At 61.5% G+C, this 18,131-nt stretch carries 8 protein-coding genes; 5 read left to right on the top strand and 3 right to left on the bottom strand.

The genetic code is table 11. From position 1 onward, the window contains the following. Positions 1 to 7 precede the first annotated feature (7 nt). From DK871_RS10055 to ureC, 4 genes are all read left to right on the top strand, one after another. Positions 8 to 520: a GNAT family N-acetyltransferase gene (locus tag DK871_RS10055; RefSeq protein ID WP_161904898.1), complete on the top strand. Its 513-nt coding sequence runs from the start codon at positions 8 to 10 to the stop codon at positions 518 to 520. A 5-nt stretch (positions 521 to 525) separates the two neighbouring features. Further along, complete coding sequence (locus DK871_RS10050) at positions 526 to 1,059, top strand: GNAT family N-acetyltransferase (RefSeq protein WP_161904897.1); 534 nt, start codon at positions 526 to 528, stop codon at positions 1,057 to 1,059. Next, positions 1,056 to 1,361: an urease subunit beta gene (locus DK871_RS10045; protein WP_161904896.1), complete on the top strand. Its 306-nt coding sequence runs from the start codon at positions 1,056 to 1,058 to the stop codon at positions 1,359 to 1,361. The genes DK871_RS10050 and DK871_RS10045 overlap by 4 nt, the downstream gene beginning before the upstream one ends. Before the next feature lie 112 nt (positions 1,362 to 1,473). Then, positions 1,474 to 3,174 carry an urease subunit alpha gene (gene ureC / locus DK871_RS10040; RefSeq protein WP_056782782.1) on the top strand — a complete coding sequence of 567 codons (1,701 nt, stop codon included), beginning with the start codon at positions 1,474 to 1,476 and terminating at the stop codon, positions 3,172 to 3,174. On the opposite strand, the gene DK871_RS10035 is transcribed toward ureC, so the two are convergent. The 3 genes from DK871_RS10035 to DK871_RS10025 form a co-directional block, all read right to left on the bottom strand. Further along, positions 3,171 to 8,342, bottom strand: coding sequence for a dermonecrotic toxin domain-containing protein (locus DK871_RS10035; RefSeq protein ID WP_161904895.1), 5,172 nt, complete (start codon positions 8,340 to 8,342; stop codon positions 3,171 to 3,173). The two genes, ureC and DK871_RS10035, sit on opposite strands and share 4 nt — an antisense overlap. An 83-nt stretch (positions 8,343 to 8,425) precedes the next feature. After that, the gene (locus DK871_RS10030; protein ID WP_116666804.1) at positions 8,426 to 9,364 is read right to left on the bottom strand and encodes a DnaJ C-terminal domain-containing protein; all 939 of its coding nucleotides are present in this window, start codon (positions 9,362 to 9,364) and stop codon (positions 8,426 to 8,428) included. Positions 9,365 to 9,594: 230 nt separating this feature from the next. Then, positions 9,595 to 16,542, bottom strand: coding sequence for an NEL-type E3 ubiquitin ligase domain-containing protein (locus DK871_RS10025; RefSeq protein ID WP_161904894.1), 6,948 nt, complete (start codon positions 16,540 to 16,542; stop codon positions 9,595 to 9,597). Positions 16,543 to 16,708: 166 nt separating this feature from the next. Here DK871_RS10025 and DK871_RS10020 point away from each other — a divergent pair, with 166 nt between their 5' ends. Next, positions 16,709 to 17,977, top strand: coding sequence for an Hsp70 family protein (locus DK871_RS10020; protein WP_161904893.1), 1,269 nt, complete (start codon positions 16,709 to 16,711; stop codon positions 17,975 to 17,977). The last annotated feature ends 154 nt before the right edge of the window (positions 17,978 to 18,131 follow it).

Raw genomic sequence — 18,131 nt, 5'->3', positions numbered from 1 at the left:
CGCGGCCATGATTCGTGATGCAACCGAACACGACCTGCCGGCAATTCGCGCCATCTACAACGACGCGGTGTTGAACACCACGGCGATCTGGAACGAGCAACCGGTGGACCTGGCCAACCGCGAGGCCTGGTTCAGTGCGCGCCAGGCCCAGGGCTATCCGATCCTGGTAGCTGTGGAAAACAACGAAGTTACCGGTTACGCCTCGTTCGGCGACTGGCGCCCCTTCGAAGGCTTTCGCTACAGCGTCGAGCACTCGGTGTATGTGCGCAACGACCAGCGCGGCAAAGGCCTCGGCCCACGGCTGATGGCGGCGCTGATCGAGCGCGCTCGCACCTGTGGCAAACATGTGATGGTCGCGGCCATCGAAAGCGGCAACCTGGCCTCGATCCGCCTGCACGAACGCCTGGGTTTTATCACCACGGGGCAAATGCCCCAAGTGGGTATCAAGTTTGGCCGCTGGCTTGACCTGACCTTTATGCAACTGACTTTGAACCCGGGCGCACAACCGCCCAAGGAGTGACATCGATGAGCGCTGCACAACTGCGTCGAGTCAATGCTGAAAGTTTTGCCCATTACCGTCGGGGCTTGATCGAGCTGTTGCTGGACGCGGTGCAGCATGGCGCTTCGGTCGGCTTCATGGCCGACTTCGATGAGGCCCAGGCCCGGGACTACCTCGTCGGCGTGCAAGCCGGTGTCGAGGACAGCAGCCTGCTGCTGTGGGTGGTGGTGCGCGACGAGCAGGTGATCGCCAGCGTGCAATTGGCGCTGTGCCAGAAAGCCAACGGCCTGAACCGCGCCGAGGTGCAAAAGTTGCTGGTGCACAGCAGCGCCCGCCGCCACGGCCTGGGCCAGCAACTAATGAATGCTCTGGAGCTTGCCGCGCGCCAGCACAAGCGCGGCCTGCTGTACCTGGACACCGAGGCCGGCTCCGGCGCCGAAGCCTTTTACCAGTCGCTGCGCTACACCAAGATCGGTGAGCTGCCCGACTATTGCCAAAGCCCGGACGGGCGCTACAGCCCGACCGCCATCTACTTCAAGACCCTGGGGCAACCTGCATGATTCCTGGTGAATATCAGATCCAGCCTGGCGAGATCGAACTGAATGTCGGCCGCCGCACCCTCACCCTCGGCGTGGCCAACAGCGGCGACCGCCCGATCCAGGTGGGTTCGCATTACCACTTTTTCGAGACCAATGACGCGCTGCAATTCGATCGCGCGGCCAGCCGTGGCATGCGCCTGAATATTCCGGCGGGCACCGCGGTGCGGTTTGAGCCGGGGCAGCGTCGGGAGGTGGAGTTGGTGGATTTGGCGGGTGAGCGGCGGGTATTTGGGTTTGCAGGGCGGGTCATGGGCGACCTTTAGGGCCTCATCGCAGGCAAGCCAGCTCCCACAGTTGAAATGCATTCCCCCTGTGGGAGCTGGCTTGCCTGCGATAGCGATTTCACATTCAACACCTATTCTTCAGGGCACACACATGAAAATCACCCGCCAAGCCTACGCCGACATGTACGGCCCCACCGTCGGTGACAAGGTACGCCTGGCCGACACCGAGCTGTTCGTCGAAGTGGAACAGGACTTCACCGTCTACGGCGAAGAGGTCAAATTCGGCGGCGGCAAGGTGATCCGCGACGGCCAGGGCCAGAGCCAGTTGCTCGCCCATGAAGTGGTCGACACGTTGATCACCAACGCCTTGATCATCGACCACTGGGGCATCGTCAAGGCAGACGTTGGCTTGAAGAATGGCCGCATCCACGCGATTGGCAAAGCCGGCAACCCGGACATCCAGCCCGGCGTGACCATGGCCATCGGCGCCAGCACCGAAGTGATTGCCGGGGAAGGCATGATCCTCACCGCGGGCGGCATCGACTCCCATGTGCACTTCATTTGCCCACAGCAGATCGAAGAGGCCCTGACCAGCGGCGTCACCACCATGATCGGCGGCGGCACGGGGCCGGCCACCGGCACCAATGCCACTACCTGCACCTCCGGCCCGTGGCACCTTGCGCGGATGCTGCAGGCCAGCGATTCGTTCCCGATGAACATCGGTTTTACCGGCAAGGGCAACGCCAGTTTGCCCGAACCGCTGATCGAGCAGGTCAAGGCCGGTGCTATCGGCTTGAAGCTGCACGAAGATTGGGGCACCACCCCCGCGAGCATCGACAACTGCCTGAGCGTCGCCGATGCCTACGACGTGCAGGTGGCGATCCACAGCGACACGCTCAATGAGTCGGGCTTTGTCGAAACCACCCTCGCCGCGCTCAAGGGCCGCACTATCCACACCTACCACACCGAAGGCGCCGGTGGCGGCCACGCGCCGGATATCATCAAGGCCTGCGGCTTCCCCAATGTGCTGCCCAGCTCCACCAACCCGACGCGGCCGTTCACGCGCAACACCATCGACGAACACCTGGACATGCTGATGGTGTGCCACCACCTGGACCCGAGCATTGCCGAAGACGTGGCCTTCGCCGAAAGCCGCATTCGCCGCGAAACCATCGCCGCCGAAGACATCCTGCACGACCTCGGCGCGTTCTCGATGATCAGCTCCGACAGTCAGGCCATGGGCCGCGTCGGTGAGGTGATCACCCGCACCTGGCAGACCGCCGACAAGATGAAAAAACAGCGCGGCCCCCTGCCAGGCGACGGCGCGGGCAACGATAACTTCCGCGCCAAACGCTACATCGCCAAGTACACCATCAATCCGGCGATCACCCACGGCATCAGCCATATCGTCGGCTCCATCGAAGTCGGCAAATGGGCTGACCTGGTGCTATGGCGCCCGGCGTTCTTTGGCATCAAGCCGACGCTGATCCTCAAGGGCGGCGCCATTGCTTCGAGCCTGATGGGCGACGCCAACGCGTCGATCCCCACACCGCAACCGGTGCATTACCGCCCCATGTTCGCCAGCTTCGGCAGTTCGCTGCACGCCACCAGCCTGACGTTTATCAGCCAGGCCGCGCAGGCGGCCGGACTGCCCGAGGCCCTGGGCCTGAAGAAGCAGATCGCGGTGGTCAAGGGTTGTCGCGATGTGCAGAAAACCGACCTGATCCACAACGATTACCTGCCCGATATCGAGGTTGACCCGCAAACCTATCAGGTCAAGGCAGACGGTCAGTTGCTGTGGTGCGAACCGGCCGAGGTGTTACCGATGGCCCAGCGGTACTTCCTGTTCTAGAGGATGGCGCTGATCGCCTGATCGGTCAGTGTCTGGTTCAAGCTAATCAGTTGGGTGTTGATACGGCCAAAGGTATCGGCATATTCCTGCTGCAGCATCAACCGCCCGGGCTCACTGTCAGCGTCAGCGCGCCCCAGACGCTGCGCAGCCTGGCGGATGGTCTGACGCAAGGCCTGTCTCGCCATCTCGGGCAGGCTGGCATAACCGGCCCATTTTTTCTGCGCAGCCTGATAGTCGATCAGGGCTTCAAATTTATCGGCAATCGGCGCGTAGTCGGCCGGATGGGCGCGTTGCAGGAAATCGGTCCACATTGGCTGCTCCAGCAGGTTGTCACGCAGCAGCTCGCCCTGGTCCAGCAACTGCACCCGGTCAAACGCTGCCTCAACCATCGGCGCCGTCACGTAGTCCTCGCGAAACATCATGCTCCTGGATTGCCAAGGCAAGTCCAGCCGGGCGGCCAGCGGCACCGTATACGCCAGATAGATTTCGACTTCGTCGATATCGGCGATCACATTGCCGGCGCCATCGTAATGCTCAATCTGCTGGCCCTGGGCGTCATACTCGGGAAATCTGGCGCCCTGCTGCAGCAATTCGGCGACCCGTGCATGGGCAATGCGCCCCAGTTCATCAAGGCGCCATTTACCCCTGGCCAGGTTGAACACAGCCCTGCGCACGGCGTCGACATCCTCGCTGAAATAGGCCGAGCGATGCAGCACGGCAACGCCCATCGAATTGAACAGCTGCGCCCCGGCGTCCACGCAGGCCGCGGGGTCCCGGGCCATCAGGAATAACTGCTCGCGCAATTCGGCGTCTTCGCCCATCGCCTCAAGCATGCGCCAGACCTTCGCAGTCAGTTCCGGCAACCAGACGCCGCCCCTGGCTGTCGCGTCCCCGGAGCGTCTGACGGCACGAAGAATATCGAAAAAGCCCTCAGAGCCAAACGACCCTTCCAGCATGTCCCATAGCACTTGCCTGGAGGGCCATTCCCGCGCCGAATAACCGGTTTTCCACTGCTCGCCGTCGAGCGCGCCCCTTTTTGGCAATTGGCGATCCGGGTCGCGGCCGGCGGCCTCGATGTACCGCTTGAATTGAGCAAGCAGCTCAGGCGTCAGCTCTTCACGGGTGAGGAACGTTGTCGCCACAATCAGTGCCTTATCCGAGCCCGGCGCGAACTCGGGAATCCGCGCTATCGGGTTCTGCCGCATATCCAGAATGAAATTTTCCGGCCTGGGCACACGGAACACACTGGCAGGCCACTCCTGCAGGCCTGTGTGATTGAGCAGCAAGGTCTGTAAGCGCGGCATGCGCCCGACATCGGGTGGCAAGCCGAGTGGGTTCATGTCCAAAAACAACTCCTTGAGATGCACCCGATCCTTCAAGCGCAGGACGTCTTCGGGCGTCAGGACAATATCGTTGCCGCCCAAATGCAACCGCTGCAAATGCGGCATCTGTTCGATGGCTGGCGGCAGGCGTGTCAGTTGAGCGGCCTCGATCCCCAATCGACGCAATCCGCGAAAGTTGGCGAGCAGTGGCTGCACATCCGCATCCGTCAGCTCCGAGCCTTCGGTGCCCACAATGCCCAAGTAGCTGACATGGTCGAAGTTTGCAGCCAGTGCGGGCAAGGTTCGCAGCTGCTGCGCCAGGTCTTCTTCCAACCATTCGATTTTCTGCCCCAAAAGGCGCCCATTTCGATCGTAGTGCCCTGGGCCTACCTTTTTCCAGGCGTCATCCAGCGCCGCATAAATCTTGCGCCTGACCCTTAGCACCTGGCGATACTCGTCACCGAACGGCTCCAAGCTCTGGGGCGGCGTACTCAGCCATTGATGCAACGTGGATTGCAGGGTTCTGTATTCTTGCTCCAACGCATTCAGCCAGCTCAGATCCTGCGCCCGGTGCTCGTTGATCAGGGCGAGCATTTCCTCCAGGGTGATTGCCGGGTACAGGCTGCGGATCCGCTCGCGCGTGATTTTTTCCCACTCAGTACCACCCCGCCCGCTTAATGGATAGCCGCGACGATTGCCCGGCAACCTGCTCGGCGGTCGAAAAAACGCCAGTTTTTCCGGCGACATGCCCAAGGCTTTGCGCAACGGTGCGCGGCCTATTGCATGCTGCTTGATCAGCCCCTTCAATTGCTCACCCTGGCCGACATGGGGCAGGCCAATCGCGTTGCGATGGGCATCGGTCAGCGCATGCTGCAAGGCGCCGTAGAAACCATTGAGCCCATGCAGATGCTGGCCGCGCTCATCGAAGGCTTGGTAGCGGCCATCCTCCATGCGCGCCAGCACCTTGCGATTGCTCGCCTCCGGGGGACCAAAACTGGCACGCAGTGGGCCTTCAAACCGGCCTTCGCGCACTTCCAGGCGCAGATTGTCCGACCAGCCGGGAAGCGCCGGCAGGGTGTTAAGGGCCAGGGTTTCGGTGTCCGGCCCGGCCAACGCATCAAGGTACAAGCCTTCATACGCGAGGGTCAGGCGCATTTGCTGCTGCGCCCGGCGCGCCTTCTGAGCCAGGCGCAGCGGGATGCGCTTGGCGCTGTTCAGGGTGTCTCGCTCGGACGGCGTTGCGTCTGCCAGCACTTCGCGCGCCAGGATCGTCGGCACACCGCTGAAGTCGCGCTGGATCAGCATGGTCGCGGTGTCGGACGGTGGTTGCTGCTCGACGTAAATACTCTTCATCAAGCGTTCGCGCACATCCACGGCCCGCTGTTCGAGCTTCAATTGCAGGGCCTTGGCTCGCGCCTCGGGTGTACGGGGGGTGTAACTGCCCACCAAAGCATCGCGCTGAGGTTCGCTGAACGCTTCGATAATGCGCCGGGGCAACTGACCGCCCATCAGTTCGCCACGGTGGATTTGCACGGTGTCCGCCGCCGCTGCCTGACGATTGCCGTACGTGATCGACGGCCCGCTCAGCTCGGTGCCGGCAAAGGCCTCGATCGCCTTGCTCGCCGGCCACCCAGGCAGCTCCACCGCCAGCGACGCGGCATAGCTGCACAGTGCGCTGCTGAGCGAGCCCTGGCGGATGCCCTCGGCGACGCTCACCGCATCGCGATACGCCCTGAACTGGCGCAGGGTGTCGAGCAAAATCGCCGGTACCGGTTCGCCCTCCGCGTGCACGCGGCGCAGCACCGCCTCACTCACATCCGCCACGCTGCGTGCCTGCTCCAATTCAAGATCGCTGAAGCCGTCCGTCACGGGCCCCAAGCGTCGCATCAACGTGGCGCCTTCCCAGGTGTGCGGCTGCTCCACTTCATGGTTCCAGAGGCCAGCGCCGTTGCTCTGCAATATCGGTTGATAGGCCTCGGCGCGGGTGGGATGGAGGATGCGGTACTGCTCGGTCAGCGGGTCTTGTTGCACGGCATAGCGTTTACCTTCCAATGGCAGCACGGTCTGGCCGTTGTGCCGATGCAGGCCCTGCTCATCCGCCGCCACTGAGGGTAAGGGCGCGGTGTGCTCATAGGCCGACAAGTCGGGTTTCCACAACCGTGTCTTGCCACTGGGCAGGGTGACGGCCTTGAGCTGCTCGATAAACGGCGACACCGTGAAGTGCACTACGGCGGCCTGCACCGCCAGCGTCGCGAGGTTTTCCACCACGTCGGTGATGTGCGCCCAACCGGCTTCGCGGTCGCCTTCGCTCAGCTCGATAACACCGTCGATGACTTCGTAGAGCATTTGCCCGGCCATCGCCACGGCCATCACCACGCCCAGCGGCGGCACCGCCATGGCCACCAGGTTGAGGCCGAACAGGCCAATGCTCATGTAATGCGCAGCACGCAGTGAACGCGAAGCCTCATCGACATCGGCGGTGCTCACCGCACGATGCCGGGCATTCCCGAACAGGCGGGCACGCAAGCTGCCCAGGCGATAAGTCCACAAATCCGCAACTTGCCAAAGGTCAACGAGGGTGTGCGCGCGGATGTTGAACTCAGGGGCGCTGACAGGTACGCGCACCCGAGGTTGGGGCTCCCCCAGCGCTGAAGGCGTGGAGAAGGACGGAGACGTGAGCAAGCGCCCCCATTCCGATCGCAACGCCTGTGCGCCGAACGGCTGGGGAGGTGCGTCCAGCACCACTTCGGTCAGCCGTTTGTAGTAGTACGCGCGGTCTTTGTCGGCAACGAACCGGGCAAAAAAATGCTGGTTGGGCGTAGCCTTCCAACCTTGGGAACGGTCAGCTTCCTGATTGATTTTCGCGCTCAGGCGCTCGGTCAATTCCTTGCGAAAGTCATTGAAGGTTTCATAACGCTTGATGGGATGGTCGGGGTCATCGGGAATATAGACGATGACCCAGCAGGTGTAGTCAGGCCTGGCGCAAGTATCGATGACCAGGCAATCGTGCACATGCAGGTTCATCAGGCTCAGGCTGCGATACCCAATGGGCTTACCGTCGCTGAGGATGTGTTTTCCCCCGGCCGCCACTCGCATCAGCAGCGCGTGGTCGTTGTCGTCAATGTCGCCCTTGAGCAACGCCAGGTACGCCGCCGCCTTGAAAGCGGCTTTCTGGTGCCGGGTATAACGCTCACGCAGTTCGGCCTGGGACTTGACGTCGTGAGGTTTCAACTGCGCCCGCAGGTGAGCCTGGTACTGCTTGCCCAGGTCCAGGTCTCGGCACAGTTGAGTGAACGCATGAATCTTCAGGGTCGTGGTGTGGCGCTCGAAAAGACCGCGCACGTCCGGTTGGGTAATGAAACCTGAGGCACTGTTGAAATAGCCTTCTTGAGTCTCTCGCTGCTCGAAGTTGCCGAGGGCAGCGTGGAGCAGGGAGAAGGTTTTGACCCTGAAGCCAGCGGTCTTCACGCCAAAGGCATCTTCGACCGGTACATACAGGCGCAACCAGGTTTGATTGACGTCCAGCTCGTGGCCGATAGCCTTTAGCTTGGCTTCCAACAAGGGTTGGGCAAATGCTTGCTCCGAGCGTATATGACTGAAGGTTTTCTCCAGTGCGTTGAGCGAATCGCAACGGGCGTCCAGCAGCACCTTGAGCTGATCTTTGCGCGCCTGGGAAGCGGCGTCGTACCAGCGGGGAATGGCCGGCGGCGTGTCTTTGAGGGCCTTGCGACGGGAGGGCGAACTGTTGACCAGGCAAGTGGGGATCGCCTGTTTGATCAGTTCGTAATGCTGGCCCTGCTCACCCGGAAGCGGGGTGGCGGGGTCGGTGACCTGAAAGTCCGGCATGGGATGACAACCTTTTCTTGGAAGAGGTTGTCATCCTAGGCACGCCGTTTTTGCCGCTGGCGCTAACTAAATCAATGACCCGCTCAGAACTGCTCGCGCGGATTGAACGCAGCCTTTTGTGCCAAGGCCTCCCACAGTGCTTTGACCTCATCATCCGCCGCCTTGGGCATTACCGCCTTGAGCTGGATGAACAGATAGCCGCGTTGCCCGGCCTTGTTCAGCAAGCCATGACCCTTGGCGCGCATGCGCTGGCCGTTCTGGCTGCCGGCAGGCACCTTGAGGTTGATCTTGCCGGTGAGGGTCGGCACAGCCACTTCCGTACCCAACGCCAACTCCCACGGTGCCAGCGGCAGGTTGATGATCAGGTTTTCGCCGTCCACCTCGAACTTGGGGTGGGGCGCAAACTTGATGATCAGGTACAAATCACCGTTGGCCCCGCCACCGATGCCCGGCGCGCCCTGGGCCTTGAGGCGAATGCGCTCGCCATCGGCCACACCGGCCGGGATCTTCACGTTCAGGCTTTTGGTGGTATTGCTCACATGCCGACCTGAGGCATCGTATTGCGGCACCTGGAAGCTGATCTGCTTGGACTCGGTGGACAGGGTTTCCTCCAGGGAAACCGTGAGCTGCATCTCCACGTCCTGGCCCTTGCGCCCGGTAGGACGGCGCTGGCCGCCACCGAAAGCATCGCCGCGCGAGCCGAAGATCGAACTGAAAAAGTCCGAAAAGTCGCCCGCGTCCTGGCCGCCACCAAAACCGCCACGGCTCTGCCAGCCCGGCGGCCCCTGGAACGGCTGGCCATGCTGGCCGTATTTGCGCAGTTCATCGTATTCGGCGCGTTTGTCGGCACTTTTCAGCGCTTCATAGGCCTCGGACGCATCCTTGAACTTGGCTTCGGCATCTTTTTCTTTGCTGACGTCCGGGTGATATTTACGCGCCAGCTTGCGATAAGCCGACTTGATCTCCTTGTCGTCAGCCGTCGGCTCGACACCGAGAATCTTGTAGTAGTCTTTGAAATCCATGGGGGCATCACCATCCGTTATCGATATCGCGCAGCCCGCCACACGGCACACCATGGCTGGCAGCCTGGGAATTGATGTCAGGGCGCGTCATAAGTTAAGCGGCGGCACACAGCTTCAATGCAATGGCTGTGTACCGCCTGGATATGCCCACAAGATTGGGGCAAAACGCGGTCTTTCAAGATGCGATACCGCTATTTACGACGACGGACGGGTTACCGACCTGAGTAGGATCAAGCGAACAGCTTTTTTATCATCCCCTCGGTGTATTGGTAGTCAATTCGCAGTTCGGTGCCCGCAGCGATGTCTTCAGTGGCGAAAAGGGTGTTGAGGATGAACGGCTTGCGCTTTATCTGCGCCTCTGGCCCCACGCCCAGCCACATGTCGGCCTCAACATCAAACCCCACTGTCTCGACGTTATAGCCACCTGGCGCCTGGCGCAGCGGCTTGCCGTTTGCGTCATATTCAAAGTGGGTGTTTATTCGCGACAGAATATTGTCCCCCGACAAATGAATCGGCACCTCCATTAGAACGTTACCCTCGGCGACCCTCTGGCTGCCCACCTTCATGGTGTAGGTCTGGCCGCCCTCGCCGAAGATACCCGACGGCAGTACGGTGCCGCCGTATACACCGACGATTTCCCCTTTGGCGATACGCCGGTTGGCCACCACCATGGACTGGCCGATCAACGCCTTTTCACCAGGCACTTTCACATCCTGCGCCGTGAACGTGCGCAGTTGCAGTTGCGCTTCATAGCGTGCACCGACGTGCTCATACCCTTCGAACTGGATGTAGGGCTTGACCTGCGCGGAAGTGTATTGCGCGCCGGAATCCAAGGTCACTTGCCTCTCCAGGGTTCGGATACGGATCGGCCTACCCTGGAAATCCCTGAGTGGGTACTTGCCGTTGTTGGCGCGGATGTAACTGCCAACCGGATTAGGGTTGGCCGTAAAGTGCACTTCCCGGCGCATGTAACTGAGTTCGGCCGTTGTATAGGGCTTGACCGGCATGGATTCCGACGCGTCGACAAACTCATCGTCAGACCCCGGCTGCACCATTCCGCCCGCCAGGCCTCGGCGGCGCCACACGCCATTGACGTCAGGCTTGGCGACGATTGCGCTGCTGGTCAACCGCAAGGGGTTATCCGCCGCTTGTACCCATAACACGTAATGCTCGCCATCACCCGCATCGGGCATGCTCGCCACGAAGTAGCGCTTGCCATTGAAGTCGACGGCTTGTGCCTGGGACAGTTGCAAGCCGTTGCCATCGCTGTCCGCCAACACTTCAAGGCTCGCTGTCGGCACCAGCGCCTGCGCCACTTCATCGCGGCTCAAGCGTTCGATCAACTGTGCTTCTTCAATCTCGAACTGCGCCTGCAATGCCTTGACCTTGGTGTCGTAGGTTGCACGGGGCAGCGTCCCGGCCTCGAAATCGCGCTGCAAGGCTTCCATTTGTTCGTGATGGGGTTCGTTCTGTGCTTCAAACTGCGCACGATATTTATTCGCCACATAGTCTTTCCAGAAGTCTCTGGCGAGCATGGCTTGCAACTCCTGGGCGGAGTTATCCAGGCTGAGCACCCGTTGGTAGGCCGCATCAAGCATGGCCTGGGTCACATTGCCGAAATGGGCAAACCGGGCCTGCTGCGGTTGGCCGGGCAATGCAAGGCGATCCTTGAGCCCATGGCGATACGCCATGCGCACCTCCACCTCTTCCACGGCCCTCAAGGCGCTCTCTCGTTGGGCAGGGGTCAAGCCCTCACGCGCGTTGATAGCGGCCCTGCGCTGGTCGATATCTTCCAAGGCGATCTTTTCCAGCTCATCGAGACGGAACAGCCCCTTGGACAGCTTCAGCAGGGCCGCACCCTGGGTCGAGTCCAAAGCGAGTGCCTTGGCGTTGTAGGTCATCAGCAGGATCTCCAGGTTGCTGAAGGTCAAGGCCGCCCGGTCACAGCAGGCCGCCCGCCCCGCCCACTCGAACATCTCCTTGCGCAACTGCTCGGACTCATTGCTGTTTTGCGTGATGCCATCGATCACCTCCCAGATCCGGCGCTGCAAGTCCTCACGCCCGGCGGGCGCTATTTCCAGATCCCGGAGCACTTCAAAGAAGCCGTCCGAACCCGGCAACGCACGCAGGGTGGACCACTGGAGCCGGCGCTGCGCCAACTGCTCAGTGGAAAAGCCCGTGGACCAGCGCCGAAACGGAGCATCCGCGCCAGCCAGCACCACCGGGCCATCCACCGCACTCGTCACGCTGGCGACCAATCGATTGGCTGCTCGCTCGGTGGCGGTGAGCCGGTCGCCGTAGGCGCTGATGCGTTGTCGTGTATCGGCGGACAGCGGGTTAAGGCCCAGGTCGGTTACCCGGGTGACCCGCAGTGTCTGTTCCAGTTGCTCGTCCGACGGGGCGATCAGCGCATCGGGCAAGGTGGAAATATTGTTGCCTCGCAGGTACACCATGTCCAACAGGGGGAGCTCGTCCAAGCCGGTAGGCCAGGTATCGAGGCCGGTGGCCCCCATGCCCAACGAGTGCAGACTGGTCATTTGGCTGAAATCCGGCGCCCTACTCAGGGGGTTTGAATTGAGTACCAGAGCCTTGAGCGTGGTGCGTGACGAGAGTATCGCCGCCGAATCGGCAGTCAGGCGGATCCGGTTGTTTTGCAGGGACAAGCGGGTCAAGCCATGCATCTGCCCGACCGCCGGCGGTAACTCACGCAACTGGTTCTTGGACAAATCGAGCCAGCGCACCCCGCGAAAACGCGCGAGGAACCCTTCCGGCGAGGTTCGAAGGTTCATATTGCTCAATTTGAGCGAACCCACATGGCTGAAATCCGCATCCAGGTCGGGCAGGCTCGGCAGGTTCAGATCACTGAGGTTCAACTCCAAGCCGAAAGGTTCGCCATCATTGGTGAGCTGTTGCGGTGTTTCTTGCCTCCAGCAGCGCAAGATGCGGTCCCAGGCCTGGTGGCGGTCACGCAAAGACCCTGCGTCATTGGCACGCTCGCCAACACGCACATAGCGCTGGCGCTCACCACCGCCTGAGAACAGCCACCCGTTCAACTGTCGGAGCAGCACAGAATGCTCTTGCCAGAGGCGGTTCAACTGCGCCTCGGCCCCTTCACCCCAGGACCAGATAAGCGCCCTGGCCTTCTGCACGGAGTACTCGGGGTACACGTACTGCACCTTCTCGATGCGCGGATTTTTACTGTCGAAAGCGCCCTCCAGTGCCCCTTGCAACAGGTCGGGTCGCGACTGGGCCAGGTCCTGCCAGTACTTATCGAAGGTTTTCCAGTAATCGGGGGGGAAGCGATTATCCTCAAGCAGGGTGACATTGTTGATCCGTGCCACGGTTTCCAATTGATCCGCGGGCGGCACCAGGTTGTCCTGCGGTACCTGTTGCAGACGGTTTTGACGCAGGTCGAGACGCTCCAGCCCGGCCTGTTCTCTCAACCCCGAGGGCCAACGCTCGATGCGCGTCCAATACAGATTCAGCTCTCTCAAATGGGGCATGCCACTGAAGTCTGGCGTTACGCCCAATGGGTTACTCGAAAGGTCGAGCACTTGCAGCGCATTGAGATCGCTTAACAGTCCAGCGCTGTGTTCGGTCAACTGCAAGCCATTGGCGTTCAGCCTCAACGACGTGAGCTGCTTCATGTCGCCGATCACCGCGGGCAGCTCGGTCATTTCGGCCCCGGTGATGCTCAAGCTGTTCAACTCGATAAAGTTTTCGAGGAACAACGCAGTGGACTGTCCACCCCATGTGACATTCGACAACACCAACTCCCGGACATGGTCGAAGCCTCCTTTTATGGCGGGTATATCCACCCAATAGAAGCTGTCCCTGGGCACGCGAATGTGCAATTGGCTCCCGGTCTCACGGCGCCAGCAGCGTTTGATCTCTTCGCTCACACGCCACTCAACGCTGTGAGGGTTCAGGGCCCGCGGCCCTCTTGCTTGCGCCCAGACCTTCAAGGTTTTCTTCAGGGTGCGGTACTCCAACTCACGGCGGCTCAACTCGCCCCGCACGTCTTCACCCAGCGATTCAATGAACGCCGCGACCTGCTCGTCGCTGAAGGTGGGAAACAACCGCCGTACCCGCTCCGCCGGGGAGCGAAGCACATTCCCCGCCGTCCTTAACAACTGGCGCACCCCAGGCGCGCCGCCCAACAGCCTGGCCATCGGGTCATAGTCAGGCTTGCGCAACGGGTTCTCCTCTAGCACCGTGCGCAACGGTTCTCGCGGTAACGGGCTGCGTTGAATCGCCTGCTTGAGCTCAACGGCACTGCTCAAGCCCAGGCGCTGGCGCTCATCGAGCGCCAATTGTTCCCAGATAGCGCTGTAGAAATCGCCAGGCATGGAGGCTTGGAAGTCGCCGCTTTCCAGCAGCACCAGTGTGCGTTTATGCGGAAAGTCAGGCGAGCCGATGGCATCCAGCACCGTGCCTTCAGCCGAATACTGACGCAGCTCGATGCGCGACCCTCGGTGCCAGCCCGGCAGGGTTTCCAGGGTGCGCAAGGCCAGGCGCAGGCTATCGAGGTGCGTCTGGGTGTCCAGGTGCAACCCTTCGTAGGCACGGGCCACCCGGGTTTCCTGGGCACACCATCGGGCTTGCGTGGCCAGCGGCTCGGGCAAGCGACGGGTGCTGCGAAAGGTCTGCAACTGATCGGTGGTCGCCCCTTGCAGCACACGCTCAGCGACCGGTGTGGGCAAGGCCGGGTAGGTATCCAGCAGACGTTGTACATCGGCATCGGGCCCAGGGTTCAGCGCTTGGTAGCGTTGTTCCAGTAACGTCCCCTTGAGGCTGTCAACGGCATCGCCGAGATAATGGCGCAGCTTGCCGGCGCGCACCTCCAGCGACTCCTCGGGGCTGCCGGGAAACTCCTTGAGCAGCGGGTCGACACCCTGCAACGTATACAACAATTCCCGTAGCAAACCGCCCAAGGCCATGGCTCTTTCGGTCACCACCATCACGCGCTTGCTGGCTGAAGCCGGGGCATCGGGCGTCTCCCAGAGCACCTCGCCCTGTGGGCCGATGACTTTCAGCGCCACGTTGTCAGGCAACAGGCCGCGGCGTTGAAGCAGGTCAAATTGCAGCTTGGGTTCGGCTTTCGAGTACTCCAAGGGGTCGCTGCTTCTGATGCGCTCGGCAAAGGTGGTGAGCTGCTGGTGCAGTTCGAAGCGTTTGAGCGTGTCTTCCAGCAACCACGGCAATGGCTCATGATGGACTGCGGCCTGGCGCAGCACGTCGGTGTCGACACCGCTGATGCGCAGCGGGTCTGCCTGATCGCCAAGCCCCAGGCGCTTGAGCAAGGTCGGTTCATCCCAGGTCAGCGGTTCTTCCAGCTCATGGCTCCATACCCCGTTGTGGTTGTGTTCCAGCTCTGGGGTATAAGCGCCGGAGCGGGTCGGGTGCTGGATGCGGTAATCGCCGGTGAGGGGGTCTTGCTTGACCTGATAATGGGCGTCCTCGAATGCCACCAGTTGCTGCCCGTCGTGCTCGTACAGGCCCAGCGCGTTGGCCTTGGCCTCGGGCGCCGGTTTGACAGGCGATTCGTAGGGCGCCAGGTCAGGGTTCCACAGCACCTGCTTGCCGGACGGCATTGTCACAGGCTTGAGATGCTCCACCGCGCTTTGCCATTTGACGGCAGGCAACACCTTGGCGCCGGTGGCAATAAACGCCACGTTCAACGCCACCGACGCAAAATGCGCCCACATTTGCCGTGGCTCGCCTTGCCCATAGGCCTCTATCCCTTCAAAGACCTCGTAGCACATCTGCGACGCGCCCACGGCCAGCATGATCGGCCCCAACCCTGGCACCACGAAGGCGGCCAGGTTGAACACGCTGACAGCGGCGTCGAAAAAGCTTTCCAGACGCTCCAGCCGCGCCTTGCGGTCCTCGTCCTCGGTGGGTACGGCCACGGCCCGCGCATCACTCAAGATCTTGCTGATATGTGCCTGGCGACTGCGCTGCCAGAGGTCACCACTGAGCAGGAAGCCGTCCATGGGCAAATGCACCAGCGAGGTACGCAGCGGATAATCGGCCCCACCGTTGCCGTTATCGGCGGGCTGGTACAACCGGCTGAAACGGGCGAAAAAAACGCCTTGCTCGCGCACCGGTACAAAGCGGCTGAAAAAGCGTCGATAGGATGCGCTGTGCAAACGCATGCGCAGGTCGACCATGAACTCGCCACTGGAGGCGTACTCCTTGACCGGCTGTTGCGGGTCGCCGGGTATGTACACCACCAGGCGCTCGGTACGGTCCGAACGTTCACGGTCTGGCCCGATCAGCAGCGGCCCCACCAGCACGCTGTCCAGTACCTTGAGGGCGGCGTAGGTGACCGGCTTGCCCGCCAGCTTCGGCGTGCCGGAACCGGCCAACACCTGTTTGAGCATCTGGTAGGCATCGGCACTCAACGCGCCGTTTAACTGCAACCGGGCAATCTCGATGCTCAGCGCCAGTTGCTGGCGTTGATGCTCCTCAAGCAATTGCTCCAGCGCCTCGCGCTCTTGGGCGGCGTCGGGTTCGACCACCGCCTTGATGTGCTTCTGGTATTGCGCGCCGAGGTCCAGGGAGCGGCACAGCTTGGCAAATTCATGGGGCTTGATCGCCACCGCGTGGGCGCTGACGGCGGCGAATGTCGCAATGATGTGGGGGTTATCGGGATTCCAGCGGGTAATGAGTTGGCAATCGGTGCACGGCGATGGCTGTTCTTCATCAGCCTCGAAATTGGCCAGGGCTGCTTCCAGCAGGGATGTACCACGGTAGGTGTAGGTCAGGCTGGGGTCGTTTTGCTGCTCAAAAACAAAGGTCCCGTAGAAATCGTCGCGAGCACCTTTGTAAGCGTATTTGCGCAGGAGGAACACATTGCGTACATCCAACTCCAGGTTGAACTGCTTTTTGATCGCGTCCTTGAGCGGCTGCTCGGCGAACGCCAGGATGTCGTCGATCTGGCCAAGATGCGCTTCGATTGAATTGAGGGTTTCGCGAAAACGTGTGTGCTGCTCGGCCAGGGTGGTTTTGTCTGGGTGAGTGGCTGCCAGGTACCAGGAAGGAATGTCCATTTCGTGCTGGCCCAGCTCTTCCTGGCGCTGGGTGGTGCCGTCCAGGAACCAGCTTGGCACGCGTTGTTTGAGGAAGTCGTAGTGCACGCCGCGCAGGTCGGCGGTAAAGGTTGCATCAGGCATAGCAGTTCATCCGTGAGCGGTAAAACCGCAGCCTAGCCAAACCCCGGCAGGCTCAAGACGTAGCTATGTAGCGCGAATGCCGGTGGATTTACGGATCACCGGTCTACGCATCCGCGCGCCAGTGGCATACACTGCGCGGCCGTTTTTTGCCCGGAACCTGTGAGACATGAAAAACGCATCCCCAGCCCGTGCCTGCGGCATCGACTTCGGCACGTCCAACTCCACCGTCGGCTGGATCCGCCCCGGCGAGGAGACGCTGATCGCGCTGGAGGACGACAAGATCACCCTGCCGTCAGTGGTGTTCTTCAACTTCGAGGAGCGCCGCCCGGTATACGGTCGCCTGGCGCTGCACGAATACCTGGAGAACTACGAAGGCCGCCTGATGCGCTCGCTCAAGAGCCTGCTGGGTTCCAAGCTGATCAAGCACGACACCAGCGTGCTCGGCACTGCCATGCCCTTCACCGACCTGCTGGCACTGTTTATCGGCCAGCTCAAGAGCCGCGCCGAAGCCAACGCCGGCCGTGAGTTCGAAGAAGTGGTGCTGGGCCGCCCCGTGTTCTTTGTCGATGACGACCCGATGGCCGACCAGGAAGCGGAAAACACCCTGGTGGACGTGGCGCGCAAGATCGGCTTCAAGGACATCTCCTTTCAGTACGAACCGATTGCCGCCGCCTTCGACTACGAGTCCACCATCGCCAAAGAAGAGCTGGTGTTGATCGTCGACATCGGCGGTGGTACCTCCGACTTCTCCCTGGTGCGCCTGTCGCCGGACCGTCGTCACAACGACAATCGCCAGAGCGACATCCTCGCCACCGGCGGCGTGCACATCGGCGGTACCGACTTCGATAAACAGCTCTCGCTAGCCGGCATGATGCCGCTGTTCGGCTACGGCAGCCGCATGAAAAGCGGCGCCTACATGCCCACCAGCCACCACATGAACCTGGCCACCTGGCACACCATCAACTCGGTGTACTCGCAAAAATCCCAGCTGGCCCTGGGCAGCATGCGCTACGACATCGAAGACACCGGCGGCATCGACCGTCTGTTCAAACTGATCGAACAGCGCGCCGGGCACTGGCTGGCCATGGAAGTGGAAGAAACCAAGATCCAGCTCACCCACCAAGACGGCCGCCACGTGCCGCTGGACCGCATCGAAGCCGGCCTGAGCGTAGACCTGAGTCGCGCGCTGTTCGAGTCGTCCATCGACAGCTTGCTGGAACGTGTACGCGGCAGCGTCACGCAGTTGCTCAACGACGCCTCGGTGAGCGTGGCGCAGGTGGACACCGTGTTCTTCACCGGCGGCTCCAGCGGCATCCCGGCACTGCGCCACAGCATCTCGGCCATGCTGCCGAATGCGCGGCATGTGGAGGGCAATATTTTTGGCAGTATTGGGAGTGGTTTGGCGATTGAGGCGAGCAAGCGTTACGGTTGCTGAGTTGCAGCTGACAACGTGGCGAGCCCATCCGACGGTAACCACGATGCGAAGCGAGCCGCTCTTGATCTTGCCGTTGCTCTGCTTTTGATCTTGATCTCAGGCGCCCCGTTAAACCACGCTGGCCGAACGCAGGCTTGAATTCGTGGGTAACCCG

It is taken from the genome of Pseudomonas sp. L13 (assembly GCF_009935965.1).
GTDB lineage: Bacteria > Pseudomonadota > Gammaproteobacteria > Pseudomonadales > Pseudomonadaceae > Aquipseudomonas > Aquipseudomonas lactis.
This window is presented reverse-complemented; position numbering and strand designations above follow the sequence as displayed.

Coding starts and splice junctions, on each gene's coding strand:
- DK871_RS10045 (WP_161904896.1), top strand. CDS start 1,056: ATGATTCCTGGTGAATATCAGATCCAGCCTGGCGAGATCGAACTGAAT.
- DK871_RS10030 (WP_116666804.1), bottom strand. CDS start 9,364: ATGGATTTCAAAGACTACTACAAGATTCTCGGTGTCGAGCCGACGGCT.
- DK871_RS10055 (WP_161904898.1), top strand. CDS start 8: ATGATTCGTGATGCAACCGAACACGACCTGCCGGCAATTCGCGCCATC.
- ureC (WP_056782782.1), top strand. CDS start 1,474: ATGAAAATCACCCGCCAAGCCTACGCCGACATGTACGGCCCCACCGTC.
- DK871_RS10050 (WP_161904897.1), top strand. CDS start 526: ATGAGCGCTGCACAACTGCGTCGAGTCAATGCTGAAAGTTTTGCCCAT.
- DK871_RS10020 (WP_161904893.1), top strand. CDS start 16,709: ATGAAAAACGCATCCCCAGCCCGTGCCTGCGGCATCGACTTCGGCACG.
- DK871_RS10035 (WP_161904895.1), bottom strand. CDS start 8,342: ATGCCGGACTTTCAGGTCACCGACCCCGCCACCCCGCTTCCGGGTGAG.
- DK871_RS10025 (WP_161904894.1), bottom strand. CDS start 16,542: ATGCCTGATGCAACCTTTACCGCCGACCTGCGCGGCGTGCACTACGAC.